The sequence below is a fragment of the Sphingobacterium sp. UBA5789 genome, assembly GCF_002418355.1.
In the GTDB taxonomy this organism is placed as follows: domain Bacteria; phylum Bacteroidota; class Bacteroidia; order Sphingobacteriales; family Sphingobacteriaceae; genus Sphingobacterium.
The window spans coordinates 78,819-99,157 of sequence record NZ_DIDX01000007.1 but is presented as its reverse complement, the minus strand read 5'-3'; the positions used below and the strand labels follow the sequence as shown (position 1 = coordinate 99,157).

Genomic DNA, 20,339 nt, shown 5'->3' with positions numbered 1-20,339 from the left:
TTCTATTTCAGGACATGATTGTCAGGTTTTTTAATTCCATAATACATAGAATATAAGTATAAATAATATGATACAACATTTGAGATATGTGACTGCTCTGAATCCCGTAGGAACGCGCAAAATGATTTTTTGGGAGATTGTGCACAGCATTTTTGTAGCTGCACCTTCGGGTGTTTTGCTGATCGTTATCTGGGAGCTGTTCTCTAAGCAACCGGATATGACCAGAGTAATAGGTGCTGTCACCCTGATGAGTATAATGCTGATCACCCAGTTTTTTATTGCTTCGAAGACGATGGTAGGTTCTAATCTGCTGGTATACGGACTTGCCAATCAGTTGCGTATCAGGCTTGGTAATCGTCTTCAGAAGTTTTCTTTGGGATTTTTTAAACAGAAAGATCCGGGAGAAATTGCCGGTATTGTTTTACAGGATGTTGCTAATTTTGAAGGAATTTTCGGACACAGTGTCGGCAATCTGGCATCCGCCGTTTTCGGAACAACTGTTTTATCTGTCTTTCTGTTTGCCTACGACTGGCGTCTGGCACTTTGCCTGCTTGCTGTAATACCCCTGATTTACCCTGTATTACTGATTTCCAATCGTCTTGTTTCTTCCTTAGGAAAAAAACAGATTGCGGCACGGAATAGTGTCGGGTCTAAATTTCTGGAATATGTACAGGGCATTCTTCATCTCAAATCTTATGGTTTGGTAGGAGATAAGAATAAGAATCTTGAAAATGCTTTTGATGAACTTAGAAAAAGAAGTATACGGCTGGAAGCTGTTCCCGGACCTTTCCTTGTTATCGCTTCCGTATTTTTTGAGGTCGGATTTGTCGTTATGTTAGGTTTGGGATTGTATTATCTTTCGCAGGGCAGCATTAGTATTCCTGTATTAATCACTTTTCTGATTATGGGCTATAATTTGTATAATCCTTTGAAGGTATTAATGGTGGATTACCTCACTTTGCGGTATATGAATGAGAGTCTTGGCCGTATTATCAATGTACTGGAAGAGCCTACTATGGAAACGGACAGGGATGAGTTTCCGACGAGTTTTGATATCGAATTTGATCAGGTAAGTTTCGGTTATCAGGATCGTATGACCGTACATGATCTCACATTTGATGTTCCGGAGCAGTCCATGCTTGCATTGGTCGGTCATTCGGGGTCCGGTAAGACGACTGTAGCCTCATTGATCGCACGATTCTGGGATGTCAATAGCGGATCAATAAAAATAGGAGGTGTAGATATCCGGCATATTAATCAGGATAGATTTTATTCGCTGATCAGTGAGGTGTTTCAGGAGGTTTACTTGTTTGATGATACGATTTATAATAATATAAAGATAGGAAAGCCGCATGCCAGTTCAGAAGAGATTATTGAGGCTGCTGAAAAAGCAATGGTGCTGGATTTTGCATGGGAACTTCCAAATGGTATGTATACGCGTGTAGGAGAGAAAGGCTGTATGCTTTCCGGTGGACAAAAACAACGTATCAGTATTGCAAGAGCTTTGCTGAAAGATGCACCTATTGTACTGCTGGACGAAGCTACGGCAAGTCTGGATCCTGAAAATGAAATCTATATTCAGCAGGCTATTCAGGAACTTGTTAAATCCAGGACCGTTATTGTCATTGCGCACAAGCTGGCCACTATTCAGAAAGCGCAACAGATACTTGTACTCGAGAATGGGACTATACTGGAAAGAGGAATACATGAAGAGCTTATCTGCAAGAAAGGAAAATATGAGAAGCTTTGGAATATTCAGCAACAATCAGGGGGCTGGAAAGTAAAGAACAGTGTCCCTGTCTGATAAATATTATGAAGATGGACTGTGATAAGCCATTTTCTGTATTTTGTGAATTTTAGTATATAAAGCCAGATCAGTATATGATCTGGCTTTTACTATTCGGTAGTCGGTGATAATATCGGAAAATTAAAAAATCATTTCTATCTTTATATCAGCCGCATAGCTGTATTCGAATGTTTGCAAAGTGCAATGTTAATATACGCTTTACATTGCGGTAAAATGATAAACCTATTTTTAGCCACAGTTCACACGTTAATATTTAGTTATGTCGGCTGATTTTACTGATCAGACCTCTGATTTTACCACTTTTGAATCGCTTTACAAGGCATGGAATACCCGTGTGTATGCCTATGTGCTCAAAAAAACGGGCTCAACTTTTGTGGCAGAAGAGGTTGTTCAACTTGTATTTATCAAAATATGGAAGAACAGCCAATACGATCTGAAACATATCAAGTGGGAAGCTCAATTATTCTGTATTACCCGTTCGGTAATGATTGATTATATGCGGCAATCTGCCCGGTACAGCCGTAATGATAGTTTGTGGGAAGGATCTCCGGATTATCACTATCAGACGGAAGTCGAAGACCGCGAGAATATGGAACGATTAAGACAGGAAGTGGATCGTATGCCTCCTATACGTCAGACTGTATTCCGGTTGAGTCGATTTGAACATCAGAGTTATGCTCAAATCGCAGAACGTCTGCAAATCTCTGTTCGTACAGTAGAGAATCATATTGCTTCTGCGCTGAAGGTGCTCAAAAAGACTTTATTCTTTCTGCTATTCTTTTTTTAATTTTTTTTATCTGTAGACTAGGGGGTATGCGTACTGGCATCGTATACCTATCAGATGAACATCAGTAAAGAACTAATCAATAAATTTTTAAAAGGCCAGTGTACACCTGAAGAGCATGCTTTTGTACAAACGTATCTGGCAGAGCATAGTGATGAAGCCTCAGCGTTTTTTCCGGAAGAAGAGTGGGAAGAATGGTCAGAAGATAAATCGTATGATGAGTCACGGCAGGAAGATCTCTTTCAACTGATTGTTCAGCAGTTACAGGAGGAAGAGACGCAACCACGTCTGTATTTGTCATTTTTGTACAGGGTGGCTGCTGCTGCCGTATTGCTTCTTGTCTGTGCACTGGGAGAACGTGCTACCCGGCATGATCAGTCTCCTCTTATAACCGGAATTCAGAGAGAAGTTCCTACCCTGTATCGTATAAATGCGAGTAATGAACCTATGAATATAGTGATGAGTGACAGCAGTTCGGTATTACTTTATCCGAATGCAGAGCTGCGCTATGCCGAAAATTTTAAATGGAAAAACAAACGGGAGGTATGGCTGATTGGAAAAGCAAAATTTTCTGTTCATAAAGATAAAACAAAGCCATTTATGGTGTATTCGGACCGGCTTGTTACTACAGCACTCGGAACACAGTTTATCGTAGATGCTCCACGGCAAGGTAAGCAGGTGGCTATACGATTGATAGAAGGCTCTATTCGTGTGGAAGATTATGAGAAAAATAAAAATGGTCAATATATAAGTCAGATACTCAAACCTGGAGAAGAAGTAAATATTCGGCTGTCTACGCTTTCTCTGTTGGCTGAAGCACCTACGAAAGCTCCTGTGCAGGATAAAAATGGGGCTGGTATGGAGGCAAAACCGGAGGGACTTGCCTTTAAGAATAAGAAGCTGACGGAAGTATTCAGAGAAATAGACAGAGCCTATGGTACCGATACACGCTGGACAATAGCAGGTATAGAAAAACTCCATTTTTCAGGAAAGTATGACCGGAATTCGGACAATTACCGGGTCATTCTGAATGATATTGCTGTTTTACATCATCTGAGTCTGAAGATTGATGATAACGGGAAGGGAGCACAATTGAAACAAGAAATAAATAAATCCGAATAAGAGAACATTCATGTATAAGCGATAACATTTACAGTAACAACTTTATTGATTCAGATTATGAAAAAAAACAGACTTTTTATGCCTGTGATGGGGCTTACCTTTCACTTATGGATAAAGCGGCCATCCTTAAATCCAAAGCTGTCTTGTGCTTTGGCTATGTCTATGCTGATCGGAGTATCGATGGCGGAAGCACAGACGAATGCATCCGTATCCGGTCTGGTGCGTGATGAGCAGGGTATGAAAATATCCGGTGCTACTATTACGATAGAGAACAAGTTGACGGCTTTTCGTAAAAGCAGTACAACAGATGCTGAAGGGGTATTTGTATTTGAAGGAATTCCTGCTGGTGAAGGGTACACTTTTGTAATCAGTTCATTGGGTTACAGTAGAAAAGAGCTTACAGGCTATGCCATCAAAAGTAATGACAAACTTGCAATAAGTGTTACACTGGAATCAAGGAATGATGTGCTGGAGGAGGTCGTGGTAACAGCTTTGGGTATCAAACGGGAGAAAAAAGCTTTGGGATATACTGTGGCCGAATTAAAAGGAAATGAACTGACACAGGGGAAAGAGGCTAATGTGGCTAATGCGTTGTCGGGTAAGGTCGCGGGTGTACAGGTGAGCCGTGCAGCATCAGGAGCAGGTGGTTCATCGAAAGTAATTATCCGTGGTAATAATTCATTGATCGGCAATAGTCAGCCTTTGTATGTCGTGGATGGTGTACCAATTGATAATCAGAATTACGGTGCTGCAGGGAGTTCCGGAGGTACAGATTACGGCGATGGTATCAGTAACATTAATCCGGAGGATATCGAAACGATATCGGTTCTGAAAGGTCCTAATGCGGCGGCATTATATGGACAGCGGGGTTCAAATGGTGTTATTCTTATCACAACTAAAACAGGAAAAGCAGGCAGAGGTTTAAATATCAATTTCAACAGTGATTTTTCTATAGGTACGGCTCTTGTACTCCCGGATTTTCAGAATGTGTACGGGCAGGGTTTAAATGGTAATTTTACGCATTTCAGAAAGACCGATGGTACGATTGTGACAATGGCCGATGCTATTGCCAACAATTACACGGGTATGCCCAAAATGAGTGCCGGCCGGGACAGGCTGATGAGATCTTCATGGGGAGCGAAAATGGAGGGACAGCAGTATGAGGATCAGTTTGGAAATGTTTTAAGTTTTACTCCAAAACCGAATACCTATGGCGACTTTTTTGACACAGAGAAGCAATTTGTAAACGATCTGAGTGTAGACGGTGGTAATGAAAAGATCAACTACCGTTTCTCATATGCCAATACAAATATTAAAGGATATGTGCCGACTAATACTATAAACAGAAACAGTCTGAACCTACGTACACAAGCCAATATCACAGATAAATTCAGTATAGATGTGAAAGCAAATTATATTATGCAGGAAGGCGTTAACCGGCCTACATTATCTGATGCATCGGACAATCCGGCTTATCTACTGATTTCTCAACCAAGAAGTATGGGAATGGATGTACTGGCCGATTATAAATGGACGAAGCATGATATTGATAATCAGCTTGGATTTTCCAACTTATTTGAGGGACTGGAGAAAACCTATGCAACGAATAGTTCTACCGCCAATCCGTACTGGACGATACATGAAAACAGAAATACAGACAGACGTGATCGTTTGATAGGTTTGTTAAGACTGTCGTATGAGTTTGCACCCTGGTTACGACTGACAGCTACCGGAGGTACGGATTTGTATACGGATCAGCGTTTCCGTTACCGTCCGATCGGAACATATCAGAGTTTGAATCGTAAAGGCGATATCCGGGAGGAAATTATCCGGTCCAGAGAAAATAACCTGGATGCATTACTAAGTTCCAGTTTTAGTGCGACGGAGGATATCAAGATCTCACTGAATGCCGGAGCCAGTCATCTCAGCCGGTTTATGAGAAATACCGGAAACACAGGTAATCAGTTTATTGTTCCGGATCTGTACGTGATCAATAATACCACTACAAATTCATATATCTTTAATCTTATTGAGTCAGAGATTAATTCAGTTTACGGATCGGGACAGATCAGCTATAAAGATTATGCTTTTCTGGATTTTTCAGCACGTAACGATTGGTCTTCTACTTTGTCGAAGAATAATAATTCCTTTTTCTATCCTTCCGTCAGTGGTAGTTTGATTCTGTCGGATATATGGAAATTCAATCCAAAAGCACTTTCATTTCTGAAAGTCAGAGCTTCATGGGCACAAGCCGGTAGTTCAGGTAACCCTTATCAGCTTACAGGAGCTTATAGTCTGAATCAGTATACACACGGCGGTATTCCGCTGGCTACTTTTACAGAAGTAATTCCTGATCCTGATCTGAAAAATGAACTGACCACTTCTGTCGAATTTGGTGCTGACATGCGTTTTCTGAATAACCGTATGAATTTTTCATTTACCTATTACAATGCCAATACGAAGAATCAGATCTTAGATATTCCGATTGCGCCTTCAAGTATGTTTAAGGTAAATCGTATCAATGCCGGAGAAATCTCGAATAAAGGGATAGAATTTGTATTGGGTGGTACTCCGGTAAAAACAGCAGGAGGGTTTCAGTGGGAAACATCTTTCAACTTCAACCGCAACCGCAATATGGTTAAATCATTGGCTCCAGGTGTAGATGTTTTTCTGCTGGGATCGGACAGGGGGATCAATGTTGTAGCTGAAGTAGGTAAACCTTTCGGACAGCTTATAGGTACTCAGTTTGCCTGGATCAAAGATGAAAACGGAAACAGACTGATTGATCCTAATACAGGTCTGCCACTTCGTACAGCAGGGCGTGTCACTACTGATCTGGGTAATGCGCAACCCAAATGGCTGGGCGGATTCTCCAATACATTCCGATACAAAGGTATAGCCTTATATGCACTGGTGGATATCCGTCAGGGAGGCCTGATCTTCTCTCAATCTAACCGGGAGCAAATTATCTACGGTGTATCTAATAAGACAGTCGAAGGCCGTGATGGTACCTATGTAGCATCGGGATATCTTGGTACTTTACAGCCGGATAATACCTGGAAAAACTCAGGCGTACAGAATACGATGCAGGTACGTGCTCAGGATTACTGGAATGTAGTGGCCGGAGAAAAGGAAGTTATGGTATCCGAAGAAATGCTTAATGACGGAAGTTATATTGCTATGCGCGAAATCAGCTTGTCCTACAGTCTGCCAAAAGGTATACTGCCGCCGAAATATATACAAGGCGCTAAAGTCGGAGTATATGGACGCAATCTATTCTATTTTCAGCGTAAAACAGATGGATTTTCTCCTGAATCGGCTTCATTCAATACCAATAACTCTTCGATCGGTATAGAGTCTACATCTTTACCGATGATGCGTAATATTGGAATCAATTTATCAGTAAACTTTTAATATCCGGAAAAATGAAACGTAGTAACATATATAAAATAAGTTTGGGACTATTTATCGGTTCTGTCCTATTAAACAGTTGTACAAAAGATTTTGAACAGATCAATAAACCGCCGACCTCTGTCACAACGATAGATCCGGCTCTTCTGTTGTCGCGTTCCCTTCGGGATGGCAGTTTTTATGAGTCCGGTGAATTGCCAAATAATAAGTTTGGATCATGGGTACAGCATTGGGCCGGAGGTCCGATTGTACCTACATCAAGATATATTGAAGCTCCTGAGAATGCAATCTGGTCACAGCACTATGATTTGCTGAAAAATCTGATGCAGATCCGTCAGGAATTAAAAGGTAAAGAAGATTTGCCGGAAGGACGCAGTAAACTGGCGATAGCGCGAATCTATGAAATCTATATCTGGCAACGTATGACAGATTTATTCGGAGATATACCTTTTTCTGCAGTGACTCAGGATGCAGGAGCGATACAGCGAACTCCGGCATTTGACAAACAGGAGGATATCTATCCGGTGCTTATTCAGCAACTGGATGCAGCTCTTGCCAGATTAAATGCTGCAGATAATTCGTACGGAACGGCTGATTTTTTCTATGGAGGTAATGTGGCGAAATGGGCAAAGTTTGGGAACTCTCTTAAACTGAAACTGGGTATGCGTATACGGTATGCCAATGCTCAACTGGCACAGAAGACGGTTACGGAAGCTATTGCATCTCCCTATGGGTTGTTGACTTCAAATGCGGATAATGCTGCGGTTCCGACTTTTAATAATGCACAGGCCGAAAACTACAATCCAATGTTGCGTCAGTTTATTACGGGTAGTTCGGATATTCGTTATCTGGCTAATACCCTGGTTACCACACTTAAAAATTACAATGATACCCGATTACCTTTGATAGCAGCTCCTACAGCCAGCTCTGCCGGTACAGGGACAGATAAGTATGAAGGAATAGGGGTGGCTCTTACAGATAACCAGTTAGCACAGATAATTCGTGCTAATTATTCTACCGCCTCTACAAAAACCTGGTTTAGCATCTCTTTTGCGCCGATTCCGAGTTATGCTCTTACTTATTCTGAAGTTGCTTTTTTCAGAGCAGAAGCAGCTTTATTAGGTTGGGATCAGGTAGACGCAGAAAAAACATTTCAGGATGCCGTAAAGGCAGCTTTTGCCGTGTCACCCTACAATATAGCTACTGTTCCGCAAACTTATATCGATCAGGTTTTATCTTTTAACGGTTTATCTACAGATCAGCGGTTAGAAAAAATCCAGACCCAAAAATGGATACACTTGTTTGGTCGTAATTTTGAAGCTTTTGCAGAATGGAGAAGAACAGGTTATCCTGTGTTGACTCCGGGACCTATGCAAGGCTCTACAAATGGTAAGATTCCGCGTAGAGCGATATATTCTTCAGAAGAGGCTCAGCTTAATGAAGCAAACTATAAAGCTGCAGTGGAGCGGATGTCTAACGGAGATTCATTCCTGTCCAAAGTATGGTGGGATAAGAAATAAGATAAAATAGTAGATTGAGGGGCTTTGTTAAAAGCCCCTTTTTTTATGTTTTATTTTACAGAATAAAGAAAAGTTAGGGATAATTGGTAAATCAGTGTTAAATAATTATTTTTATAGCTTGGGGTATCTGTTGAAGATATAATAATAGAGAAGAAGCTAAGAAATGAACGAAATACTGTTAGTAGAGGATGAACAAAATGTCGCTGAATTGGTTATTCAGGGATTAGAAGAGGACGGATATAAAGTCATTCATGCGATGGATGGTCTTAAGGCATTAGAAATAGTGCGCACAAAGGCTGTTGATCTGGTTATTCTGGATATTTTATTACCTCAGATGAACGGGCTCGATGTGTGTAAAGCTATCCGTGATTCGGGATATACGGATCTTCCCGTGCTGATGCTGACTGCTCTTGGAAGTCCCGAAAATGTAGTGCTTGGATTGGATAATGGTGCAGATGATTATATGTCAAAACCTTTTAAACTTATCGAGTTAAAGGCAAGAATAAGAACGCTGTTGCGCCGTAAGTCCGAGATTTCAAAATCTGTGCAAAGCCAGATGAAAAATGAAGTATATCGTTATAGTGTATTAAAACTTGATGATTATCAAAAAGTAGCTTACTGTAATGACGAGGAACTCAATCTAACTTCTACTGAATATCGTCTTTTACAGCTTTTTATGCGATCACCCAAAAAAGTCTTTATGCGAAGCGAATTGCTGGATGAAGTATGGGGGATTAATTTTGATATAGGCTCAAATGTTGTCGATGTATATGTCAACTACCTGCGCCGTAAAATAGAAAAACACAGCCCCATGAAACTGATCCATACGGTAATCGGTATGGGATATGTTCTCAAAGGAGATGAATAAATAAATTTATGCGCAGTTACAACAAAACACTTTACTTTTCTATTGGCATCCTGATTGTTTATACCGTTCTGTTTGTCACATTCATATTTTATTCTATTTCTAATTTTGCATTCAGTGATTTCTATAAACGGCTGGAACTCCGGCGCAAACTTGCTGCCGAACGTTTGTTAAATACGGATCACAGTGGAGATCAGCAGCACCTTCAGACAGAATACATTGAGAATCTGTTTAATCAAAAGGAGTTTATGGCTGAGATTGATAAGCAGGGTAATTTTCGTTCTATTGTAGAGTTTCCGACCGATCTGTCCGGCCAGATCAGCAAAAATGGCCCCAGCAATTTTAAAGACGGCAAAATCTTCTATTCTACTAATATTTACCAAAAGGACGGTCGTAATTATCTGATCGGCGTATCTGCTGAAAATTATTTCTATACGCACCATTTGGCTTACCTTCGTAATTTGTTGTTTATCAGTCTTCTTTTTGCCTGTTTGCTTATCATCGTTATTTCAATGATTGTGAAACGTTCTTTTCTGAAACCTATTCATAAGATCATCAAGGAAGTAGAGATTATAGGCTCAGAGAGTCTTTATCTCCGACTGAATGAATCAAAGGATAAGAGTGTACTTAATAAACTGGCGGCCACATTCAACAGTATGCTCAACAGGATAGAAACTTCTTTCGAAACCCAGAAGAATTTTATAAGTAATGCTTCGCATGAATTAAATACACCACTTACGTCTATCATCGTAACAGCTGATCTCGCTCTTTCCAAGCAGAGAACAGATGAAGAATACAGAACGGCACTTACACGAATAATGGATGCGGCCGGACATCTCGAGAAAAAAACGCACGCTCTGTTGTTACTGGCACGTACGGGCTATGAAGGAAATAAAATCAATTTCAAACCAACGCGTGTCGATCAGGCCGTAATGGATGCTGAATTAATGGTCAAGCAAATAAACAATAAGTTCAGGATTAAAACAGATTTCAGTTTGCTGCCGGAAGATTCCATGCGTCTGAAAGTAAATGGTGTGCTTCCCTTGTTGCATCTGGCCTTTTCTAATATTATCTCCAATGCCTGCAAGTATTCTGCAGACCAGACTGCATATATCGCTTTGGGAGCTTCAAAGGATAAGGTTGTTATTGTCATCAAAGACAATGGGATCGGTATTCCTGAGAAAGAGTTAAAACATATCTATGATCCATATTTCAGAGCCTCAAATACGCTCAATTATTCTGGCTACGGAATAGGTTTACCACTTGCCCGTAACATTATACATATGCACAACGGTCAGCTGCGGGTGAGCTCGGTAGAAGGACAGGGAACTACTGTTACGATCGAATTGCCTTCTCTTTTTGTCTGATTTTAATCCGGTTTTAATCTGTTTTAAGCATTTTAATCTCATTTTAATTTCTGCCTTAAAAGTCTAATGAACTTCTAATGTGCGGTTAATGCTGCTGCAATAATGCTGTAATACTTTTGTAAGTACTATGGCAAAGGCAAAAAGAATATTGATACCGACGGATTTCAGCATCCATTCTTTACAGTTTCTGATTACCGTATTAGAAGAGCAGCAAGCTACTCCGGTAGAAGTTGTACTCGCATATGGGATGCGTTCCAGTTCACTTATGACAGAACTGTTTATTTTCTCGAAAGAAGAGTATCTGCAAAAGGTACAATCTGAAGAGTTTATAAAAGGATGTCAGATGATAGAAAATCGTTTCGGCGAGAAGGTGAGCGGCCTGTATGCAGATGTGCTTACTTCCGATAATCCAAACTATATCCGAAACTACCTCAAAGGAAATCATATTCACGAAGTCATATTACACGAAGAGCATTACAGTACTTGTACGCATAAACATTATCTGGACCTTCATCGTCCTTTGATGAAATCTGCACCATTTTTATCCGTACTGTCTGACTCTTCACTTTCAGAGAAGCAGCATGCTGAACAGAATGAAATTGCTGATTTATTTTTTAGAAGTCAATATGATGTTACGTATTAGTAAATCTACATTAACGAAGGTCAATTATGTATTGATTATTTCCTTGTTGATGATTGCATTGACAGGAGTTTTGTTTTCCAGAAGCCCTGAAAAACTTATTCAGGGGGAATGGGAAGAAGTGGGATGGTATTTTGAAAAGTCCGATTACAATAATAAAACCAGTAGTCAAAGCGGTTATATCAATGAACAGATGAAATTGGAAATCTTTGATCAGGTGGTGCCGTATCATATGAATGTATGGCATTTTGCAGAGGATGGAAATATTCTTTCCGAACAGGATGCAGATAGCCTGCAATGGTATATCAAAGGTCGGGGTCATATTCTCGAACTCCGTAAGGACGGGAGAAAAATTGAGAGTTTTCAGATTCAAAATCTGACAAGAGATAAAATGGAGTTACATTTTAATCTGGATCTGCAAGTAAAAGGAGTTGTAAAAATAGTTTTAAAAAGAAAAGAATTAGAAAATAATTATGCTAAGAAAGTATAGTAATCATAGAACACAACAGGACAACATGTGGCTGGGTGGCTTGACAGCCTTCTCGGCGGGCATGACTAATGTCGTGTCGGTGATTGTCTTTTTCTCCTTTACCTCTAATATTACGGGGTATTATGCTGTTTTTTCACAGGAAGTATCCAAGGGTAATTGGTATCAGGGTGCGGTTGTACTATTATGGATCTTACTTTTCTTTATCGGAAGTTTGGTTTCCAATAGTCTGATTATTCACGGAAAAGGAAGGTGGAGCCAATACGTATCGCATGCCGTGCCCATCATGCTGGAGATTATCAGTATACTGGGCGTAGGAATCTACCTGGAATTTTTCTATCAGGAGACTTTACAGGAAACAGAATTTTTAGTAGGTGCGTTATTGTTTGCTATGGGACTTCAAAATGGTCTTACAGCAAGTATTTCCAACTCTGTAATCAAGACGACACACCTTACAGGTCTGTCTACGGATCTCGCCATTCTGGTTTCGATGTTTGCTAAAAGAGAAAACCGTCGAAATAAGGCATTAGTACAAAAATTCCACCTGTTGCTCACGATATTATTCGCCTATATTATTGGTGGATTGACCAGTGGACTGGTTTACAACTATATCGGAAATAAGGCCTTTTATGTTGTTTGTTTTGTATTGCTGGTTATTGCTTTTTATGATTACTATAAATTGAAAATGATCAGGTACCATTACGAAAGAAGACATCGTAAGAGAGAGAAAATGGAAGCAAAAAATATGATGCCTGAACAGATGGAGGTATAATTCAGGAACAGAACAAAAAATGTCGATCACTCTGACAGGAGTGTGCTATAAAAATCGTCTAAAATATTCATAATTGAGTTTTTAGTTTTTCAGGGTAATCCGGTGCTTATAAGTTGGCTGATTTCATTTGCAAATCAGTCAACTTTTGCTTTATATATAGATATTTCCTTACTGATCAGTGATTTTGGTATATAATTCCGTAATCTGTATACAAGGATCGGAATCTGTAAACAGGATCTTTGAATAGGTTAAAATTACAGAACATATGAAAAATCAGGATAGAAGAAATTTTCTAAAAACAGGTGCAGCGTTGGGCACATCTCTGTTTGCGACTTCGGCTTTCAGCATGGGCAATACTGCAAATAATTTAAATCCGCGTCCTGCAACAATTCCCTCATCTCTTATTAAACAGAGGATGCTGGGTTCAGGCGCACATAGTCTTAAAGTATCTTCCATAGGACTGGGCTGTATGGGAATGAATTATCACCGTAGTTTTGTGCCTGACCGAAAGGCTATGATTTCTTTGCTTCGTAAAGCTGTAGAATCGGGTATTACCTTATTTGATACGGCTGAGGTCTACGGACCTTATATCAACGAAGAACTTGTAGGTGAAGCGTTGGCTCCGTTGCGTAATGATGTTCTTATTTGCAGCAAATTTGGTTTTAATATAGAGAATGGTACCATGGCAGGACTGAATAGCAGACCTGCTCATATCCGCAAGGTTGTTGAAGAATCCTTAAAAAGGCTGAGAACCGATCATATAGATCTACTGTATCAGCATAGAGTCGATCCGCAGGTGCCGATAGAAGAAGTTGCCGGTACTGTCAAAGACCTTATCAGGGAAGGAAAAGTCAAAAATTTTGGTCTGAGTGAAGCGAATGTATCTCATCTTCGTAAAGCACATGCTATACAGCCTGTGACAGCTTTACAAAGTGAATATTCTCTCATGTGGAGAAATCCTGAAGAAGATATTCTGGCAGTATGTGAAGAACTGGGTATTGGGTTTGTACCGTATAGTCCGTTGTGTAGAGGATATCTTTCGGGTTTTATCAATGAGAGAACTAAATTTATTGCAAGCAATGATAACAGAGCGACTTTACCTCGGTATAGTCCCGAAGCAATCAAAGCGAACTGGGCTATGATAGACTTACTGACAACATTTGGAAATCAAAGAGGATTGACTGCTTCTCAGGTAGCTCTGGGATGGTTGCTGGCACAGAAACCCTTTATTGTTCCTATACCCGGAACAACTAAATCAGCACATTTACAGGAAAATATTGGTGCTGTAGAGATTCTCTTTACACCGGATGAACTTAACAGATTTTCGAAGGCCGCATCTGAAATCCGGATTGTCGGAGAGCGTTACACAGGACAAGCTGCATCACAGGTAAGTAATTAGTGCCGGGATTAGAAATAAACTGATAATATAGATTTTCCGTATTGGCTATGGAATGCAGAAGTGCTGCATTCCTTTTTCATTGCTGCGTACTAAATTGTTATTTACTGGTCAGCCAAGAGGGTAGTATAAGTATCAAAACTTTTATACACCCTTGTTTCTTTTAGTTTTCCGTTTCTGTAAATTTCTACTTTCTGGATATTTCCTGATTTTTTATTTCTGTACAAGATTTCTTTTAATCTTTTGTTTCCATCAAAAGATTCTGTTTTGACATCCCTGCCATCTTCCCTGTAATGTATTGCCTTCAGGTCTCCGTTCGTTTTGTAAGAATAAGTTTTCGAATTATAAAAGTTTCCTTCTTTTACTGTACTACCCTCTACAGTGGATTCAGAAGTATACTTTCCTTCCATTAGTAATTGCTGGTGATCGTCGTAAATATAATAGTAAGCACCATTTACCGGGGTTCTCAATTCAAATCGCTCTTCTAATTCCGGGTTGCTGCAGGGACGATGTGTCATAATCTCTTCTCTTCTGAAAACAGCTGTATCCTGCTGTGATACCCATAGTGTATCCGCTTCCGAAGAACCACTCTTATATTTTATTTTTGAAATAATGCTGCTCTGCTTATGTTCTGCATTATCAAAGGAACAGCTCACACAACAAATACTTAAAACAAAGAGAAACAGTTGATATCCTGATGTCATATATACCGATACATATTGCTTTGGTGACATATCTTATGTTTTAAATAACTCTTAATCGTTCTTCTTCCAGATCGATCTGATACAGTTGCTGACGGATGATCTCTTCATTTACTGCCGGATCTTTATTTAATTCCGTAAGAAACTGACGCTGACTTTCGAGCAGTTCGTAGAAAATGGCTTTTGTCCTTTCATTCATCCAGCTGTCGTCAGCGGCTTTCGTCTTTTCTTCCCAATGTTTCATAATGAGATCCATACCTGCATGCCCTTTCAATTCATTATCATATTTGTGCTTTAGAAACTGATAGGTATGTTGTTTAAGATCCTGCTTCATTTTTTGCCTGGTTGAAATTTCTTTTTCCTCATTTATAAATCCTCCGAATGCCCCGGTTCTTTCTATAAAGTACGGAAGAGTAAGTCCTTGAACTACGAGAGTAAGCAATATAACTACGAACGTAATAAATAGGATCAGATTACGATAGGGGAATGCTTCACCGTTGTCAAAAGCAACAGGTATGGACAATGCTGCTGCCAGGGATACTACACCACGCATTCCTGTCCATCCTAATAATAACGGCATCAGTAACTGTCTTTTTCTGGAAGATGCACGGGGAACGACATTGCGGCGAAATATATAAGTTGCCATCATAGCTGCATAAGCACTAATGATGCGTGCGGCAACAAGTACAAGTGTTACCAATACTCCATATCCGATAGCTGTACTTAAAGGGATTCCTTTGGAGCGTAAACCTTCTACGATCTCAGGAAGTTCAAGACCTATAATAAAGAACACAATACCATTGAGGATAAACACAAAGCTTTCCCATACGCTGTAACCTCTGATACGACTGGTGCTGTTGAGGAATATCAGCCTTCTGGCAGACATAAACAATCCGCCACATACGACAGCCATCACTCCCGAACTGTGTACCTGCTCAGCTATCCAATACATTATATAGGGCTCTATGAGGGTAAGAGTGATGTCCGATGCGGCGTCAGTTGGAAGGAGTTTGTGCGCCTTTACAAATAGCCAGCCCAGTAAGAGTCCTATACCTGCACCGCCAACTACCATCCATAGAAAACTAAGCGTTGCTTGCTGCCATATAAATTGTCCGGTACCGACTGTAACTAATGCAAAGCGGAATATAATTAATGAAGAAGCATCATTCAGCAAACTTTCTCCTTCCAATACTGCGGATGTTGATTTGGGAATCTTTACAAATTTTGTGATAGCTCCTGTGCTCACAGCATCAGGAGGTGATACGATACCACCTAACAGAAATCCAAGCGCAATCGTGAAGCCGGGAATAAAGTAATTAGCAGCTAATGCTACAGACAGTGCGGTGAAAAAGACAACAAGAAAAGCAAAGCTGCCAATGATGCGCCACCATTTTTTCATTTCTTTAAATGATATAGACCACGAGGCTTCAAACAGGAGCGGGGGGAGGAATATAAAGAAAATAAGATCGGGATTAATTCTTACTACCGGTAATCCCGGTATAAAACTGATCAGTAGTCCGCCAATAACCAGAAGTATGGGGTAAGCAATTTTAAGTCTGGCAGCCCACATATTCAGTAATACAATGATGGCTATCATAGCCAAAATAAGAGGGAAGAAAGTATGCATTGGATTCGTTGGCTTCTTTTTTAAGTTGAAATATTTTTACATCAGTACATCATTGATGGGCTGTATAGGTTTTGGAATATCCATTTCTCCGAGCATCTGCAACATATCAATTTCTATAGTTCTGCAGATAGAAAGCATGGGGATATCCGTACCTAAACCTTCAAAGGGATTTTCGGAATAGTCCCCAATCAATTCCATCAGCACATAGATCCAGCCTACAATTGTTCCGAAAGGTATCATCAACCAGACTCCTGCATCTCCCAGTTTTGAAAATTCTGCTACGATCCCCAAGGGCAGGAGCAGAATAAAAATACAGTTGAAAATAAAGCTCAGATTGGCATATTGTCTGGGTATAGGAAATTTTTTAATTCGTTCAGCTCTTCCCTGATGATCGTAAAAGTCAGCAAGCACTTTCTGCAGATCCAGTTGTTTACGCATATGCAAGACCGACTGTTCTTCCAATACTGCCAGTTGCTGCGATTGCAGGTTGATAAGCTGGGTTGCTTTGTTTGCGGCAGTATGGAGTTCCTGATCATCAAAAAAATAATTTTGTTTCTGTGTTTCGTTCAGATAATCCTTGTACAAACCAACTCCGCCACTTTCCTGACGTTTCCGGGCTATTTTACCAAAATGTCCCCGAAGGCTTACATGTTCCCATTGGGTTGGAACGAGTAATTGCTCCCGAAGAGTATACAGCCATGCAATATGCCGATAGATAAGCTGTTTTTTTAGCTGACTGATCTCATTCGGTGTAAACTGTGCATCTGTACTGTTGCATACAAAAGCATTTACCATAGTTCCCCAGCTTCTGCTGCTGTTGACGATTGCACCCCATATTTTTCGCGCTTCCCACACCCGGTCGTAAGACTGGTTGTTTTTGAAACCTATATAAAAGGCCAGTGCGGTACCGACTAATGATACAGGCAACCAGGGAATAGAAATCCAGTGCCATCCGGCTACTTTATAAAGAATGGATATCAGAACCATATAACTCACCAGCCACCAGAGGTGATGACCTGCGAATTTGAAAATAGCGGTAAGACTAAGCGTTTTTCTTACAATCATGAATTTAAGTGTGATTTATATCCAAATATAAAATATTTCATGAATTATTTGTGTAAACCGGCGGTTAAGATATAAAGGAAGAATGTAAGGAGAGATTTTATTTTATCGATCTACTTAGCTAACATATGGTTAGAAGTACGAAAAATGATATTGAATAGGGGTAAACCTATAAATTGTTATATGAATTTCTGACTGGTTGATAAGAGGTACAGATAAGTATAATCAATGCCGAAGAAAAAAGAGATTTTTGTGAATTATTGATTTGAAAGAGGCTCTTTAAAGAAGATCTTTGACAGTTCTTGTGTTAGAAAATCTCCTTTCAGATCTTTGGCGATTACGATTCCGTCAGGAGCAATCAGAAAATTTGCAGGGATGGAAGTTATACCGTATTTCTGATACACTTCGCTATTATTTCCATTTAAATCCGATACCTGCGTCCATAGAAGTTTATCTTTAGCAATTGCTTCTGTCCATTTTTGTTTGTCTGTATCAATGGATACACTTAGAATAGTAAAATTGCGAGTTTTATAGTGTTCATAAATGCGGAGAAGACTAGGATGCTCATCTCTGCAAGGTCCGCACCAAGAAGCCCAAAAATCTAAAAGAACGTATTTTCCCTTGAATTCTGATAACGTGATTGTATTACCATTTACGTCTTTCATGGAAAAATCAAATGCTTTCATTCCAGGTACTAACTTCTTTTTTGCTTTAATCCGTTCTCGAATTATTGCAGCATATTCTGTCTGTTTTAAGTTGTCACTCAGGATATTATAGGCTTCTTCTACTTTAAAAATGTAGGTGTTAATTCGTGATAAGTCATAAAGCATATCAACGCTTACGTATGAGTTCGGATTCATTTTAGCAAAATCCAGTTTATTATCTGCCTCTTCGTAATATAGTTTTTCAAGTTCTCTTTTATTGTAATTGACCAATGCAGTATCTTTTTTCTCTGATTCGGTAAATTGATCCGGATCCTTTATGAGTCTCTTTTTTTGTTTCAGTTGTGCTTGTTGATTTTGAAATTGTTGTAATGTTTCGTTTAATGTTGTTCCGCTGACTACAGCTCCTGTGAGGGTATCCGGACTATTTATTTCAATCTTCCCCGGCTCTAAAAATAAATGTATGCTTTCCGTGATAAAATAAGCATAAGCAGGATTTTGATTTCTGGAAATGTATGCTTTTGTCGGATATTTAACAGAGCCTGTAAACGTGAATTTGTGACGCGATGCAGTTGTACTCTTCTGTATAAATTTGCCATTTTCCTTGTACGAGAGAAACAGGGAGTCGCCTTCTCTTATTTTTTGACCGTAACCCGTAATTGTAAATGTTCCTTGTCCGTAAACCGATATATAGCAAACAATAAATAAGAAGATAGTCAATAATTTATATAATTGTTTCATATCAGTATTGTTTGAAAATGGTAGTTATATTTAAGTTTTAGTAGCCTGTATAGTTTTTTGCTAAGCAGGTTATAATTTATATTGATTGCATGAATTTTTAGACAATATAATATACGTATTTTATTATCCATAGTATTAGATAAAGTAAATAAAAGAACTTTTTTGTCGGAATCTACCCCTCATGTTGTCGTTTTTACATACTATAGCATTTGAAAATGTTTCCCAATTTTGTATTGTTACTAAATAGTAAGACTAAACTTGAAAAGGTTATGATAAATTTACTTTACGAAAGAAACCTTATTGTAATATACCTAATCACAATCATTATGACTATGGCATCTTCATCACACGGACAACAAATTAAACCAACAGACAGTAATTATGCCGCTGCCAACGGAACTAAAGTATATTATGAAATATATGGCGAGGGCAGACCTGTAATTTTGCTTCATGGCGCCTATATGACTATTGATTCGAATTGGGGTCAATTAATTCCGGAGCTTTCCAGGACAAGAAAAGTCATTGCTCTTGAATTGCAGGGACATGGTCATACCCCGTTTTCAGATAGAATTTTATCCCGTGCTGCATTAGCAAGCGATGTGGAAGGAATATTGGATTACCTTAAGATTGAAAGTGCGGATGTCGTAGGTTACAGTTTTGGGGGTTCGGTAGCTTATCAGTTTGCCATACAAAGCCCGAAACGACTTAAAAAATTAGTAATTATCTCTTCTACTTATAAAAGCAGTGGCTGGATGCCGGAAGTGACTAATGCATTTAAAGGTTTGAAACCCGAATTATTTACAAATTCGCCTATGCAAACTGCATATGAAGCAGTAGCACCGGACAAAACAAAATGGACAAAATTTTTGGAACAGATGATGGCTTCAGCAAGAGAACCTTACGATTTGGGCGACGATAATATTGCGAAAATAACTTCTCCCGTCTTACTGATTGCGGGTGACAATGATGGGCTGGATAAGATTGAATTGGTAAAAACTTATCAACTGCTGGGCGGAGCTGTCTGTGCTGATTTTGGAGAATTACCCCCATCACAATTGGCGATTGTACCTTCGCAGGGGCACAGAAGCCTGATGATGCAAACACAAACAATATTAAGCTATTTGAATAGTTTTTTACAGTAGGGGAACGATTTCAGTTCTGTCTGTAATTGCTTTCTATATTTTTGGATCAAAATAGGAAGGATACTGCATAAAAAAACCTTCATCGAAAGATGAAGGTTTCTGCGGAGAGTGAGGGATTCGAACCCCCGGACCTGTGACAGTCAACAGTTTTCAAGACTGCCGCATTCGACCACTCTGCCAACTCTCCGCGACAAAAGTAGAAATATTCATTTGTTCTGCAAAACTTATTTTTT

At 39.5% G+C, this 20,339-nt stretch carries 16 protein-coding genes and 1 tRNA gene; 12 read left to right on the top strand and 5 right to left on the bottom strand.

Annotated features, from left to right (window positions below; genetic code table 11):
• Positions 1-67: 67 nt before the first annotated feature.
• From B4B65_RS17795 to B4B65_RS17745, 11 genes are all read left to right on the top strand, one after another.
• Positions 68-1,804 carry an ABC transporter ATP-binding protein gene (locus tag B4B65_RS17795; RefSeq protein ID WP_293917477.1) on the top strand — a complete coding sequence of 579 codons (1,737 nt, stop codon included), beginning with the start codon at positions 68-70 and terminating at the stop codon, positions 1,802-1,804.
• Between the two features lie 262 nt (positions 1,805-2,066).
• On the top strand, positions 2,067-2,594 hold the full coding sequence (locus tag B4B65_RS17790; RefSeq protein ID WP_201678725.1) for a sigma-70 family RNA polymerase sigma factor: 528 nt from the start codon (positions 2,067-2,069) through the stop codon (positions 2,592-2,594).
• Between the two features lie 54 nt (positions 2,595-2,648).
• Positions 2,649-3,713: a FecR family protein gene (locus B4B65_RS17785; RefSeq protein ID WP_293917475.1), complete on the top strand. Its 1,065-nt coding sequence runs from the start codon at positions 2,649-2,651 to the stop codon at positions 3,711-3,713.
• A 57-nt stretch (positions 3,714-3,770) separates the two neighbouring features.
• Positions 3,771-7,127 carry a SusC/RagA family TonB-linked outer membrane protein gene (locus B4B65_RS17780; protein WP_293917473.1) on the top strand — a complete coding sequence of 1,119 codons (3,357 nt, stop codon included), beginning with the start codon at positions 3,771-3,773 and terminating at the stop codon, positions 7,125-7,127.
• Between the two features lie 11 nt (positions 7,128-7,138).
• The gene (locus B4B65_RS17775) at positions 7,139-8,644 is read left to right on the top strand and encodes a SusD/RagB family nutrient-binding outer membrane lipoprotein (protein WP_293917470.1); all 1,506 of its coding nucleotides are present in this window, start codon (positions 7,139-7,141) and stop codon (positions 8,642-8,644) included.
• Positions 8,645-8,807: 163 nt separating this feature from the next.
• Entirely contained in the window at positions 8,808-9,512 is a 705-nt protein-coding gene (locus tag B4B65_RS17770; RefSeq protein ID WP_003001940.1) for a response regulator transcription factor, read from the top strand.
• 8 nt (positions 9,513-9,520) lie between these two features.
• Positions 9,521-10,876, top strand: a complete 1,356-nt coding sequence (locus B4B65_RS17765; RefSeq protein ID WP_293917465.1) for a HAMP domain-containing sensor histidine kinase — start codon at positions 9,521-9,523, stop codon at positions 10,874-10,876.
• Between the two features lie 127 nt (positions 10,877-11,003).
• Positions 11,004-11,519, top strand: a complete 516-nt coding sequence (locus B4B65_RS17760) for a hypothetical protein (RefSeq protein ID WP_201678730.1) — start codon at positions 11,004-11,006, stop codon at positions 11,517-11,519.
• Positions 11,470-12,006, top strand: a complete 537-nt coding sequence (locus B4B65_RS17755; protein ID WP_293917462.1) for a hypothetical protein — start codon at positions 11,470-11,472, stop codon at positions 12,004-12,006. Before B4B65_RS17760 ends, B4B65_RS17755 begins: the two co-directional genes overlap by 50 nt.
• Positions 11,990-12,775 carry a YoaK family protein gene (locus tag B4B65_RS17750; protein WP_201678732.1) on the top strand — a complete coding sequence of 262 codons (786 nt, stop codon included), beginning with the start codon at positions 11,990-11,992 and terminating at the stop codon, positions 12,773-12,775. Before B4B65_RS17755 ends, B4B65_RS17750 begins: the two co-directional genes overlap by 17 nt.
• Before the next feature lie 265 nt (positions 12,776-13,040).
• Complete coding sequence (locus B4B65_RS17745) at positions 13,041-14,174, top strand: aldo/keto reductase (protein ID WP_293917458.1); 1,134 nt, start codon at positions 13,041-13,043, stop codon at positions 14,172-14,174.
• Between the two features lie 101 nt (positions 14,175-14,275).
• Here the strand turns inward: B4B65_RS17745 and B4B65_RS17740 are convergent, their stop codons facing one another.
• From B4B65_RS17740 to B4B65_RS17725, 4 genes are all read right to left on the bottom strand, one after another.
• Complete coding sequence (locus B4B65_RS17740) at positions 14,276-14,905, bottom strand: hypothetical protein (protein WP_293917456.1); 630 nt, start codon at positions 14,903-14,905, stop codon at positions 14,276-14,278.
• A 10-nt stretch (positions 14,906-14,915) separates the two neighbouring features.
• Positions 14,916-16,469 (bottom strand): Na+/H+ antiporter, encoded by a 1,554-nt coding sequence (locus B4B65_RS17735; RefSeq protein ID WP_313271043.1) that lies wholly within the window; start codon positions 16,467-16,469, stop codon positions 14,916-14,918.
• Between the two features lie 66 nt (positions 16,470-16,535).
• Positions 16,536-17,564 carry a bestrophin family protein gene (locus B4B65_RS17730; RefSeq protein ID WP_293917452.1) on the bottom strand — a complete coding sequence of 343 codons (1,029 nt, stop codon included), beginning with the start codon at positions 17,562-17,564 and terminating at the stop codon, positions 16,536-16,538.
• 254 nt (positions 17,565-17,818) lie between these two features.
• The gene (locus B4B65_RS17725) at positions 17,819-18,964 is read right to left on the bottom strand and encodes a TlpA disulfide reductase family protein (protein ID WP_293917450.1); all 1,146 of its coding nucleotides are present in this window, start codon (positions 18,962-18,964) and stop codon (positions 17,819-17,821) included.
• Positions 18,965-19,296: 332 nt separating this feature from the next.
• Between B4B65_RS17725 and B4B65_RS17720 the strand changes: the two genes are divergently transcribed.
• Positions 19,297-20,106, top strand: coding sequence for an alpha/beta fold hydrolase (locus B4B65_RS17720; protein WP_293917448.1), 810 nt, complete (start codon positions 19,297-19,299; stop codon positions 20,104-20,106).
• Positions 20,107-20,208: 102 nt separating this feature from the next.
• Here the strand turns inward: B4B65_RS17720 and B4B65_RS17715 are convergent.
• A tRNA-Ser gene (locus B4B65_RS17715) sits at positions 20,209-20,293 on the bottom strand.
• Positions 20,294-20,339: the final 46 nt, after the last annotated feature.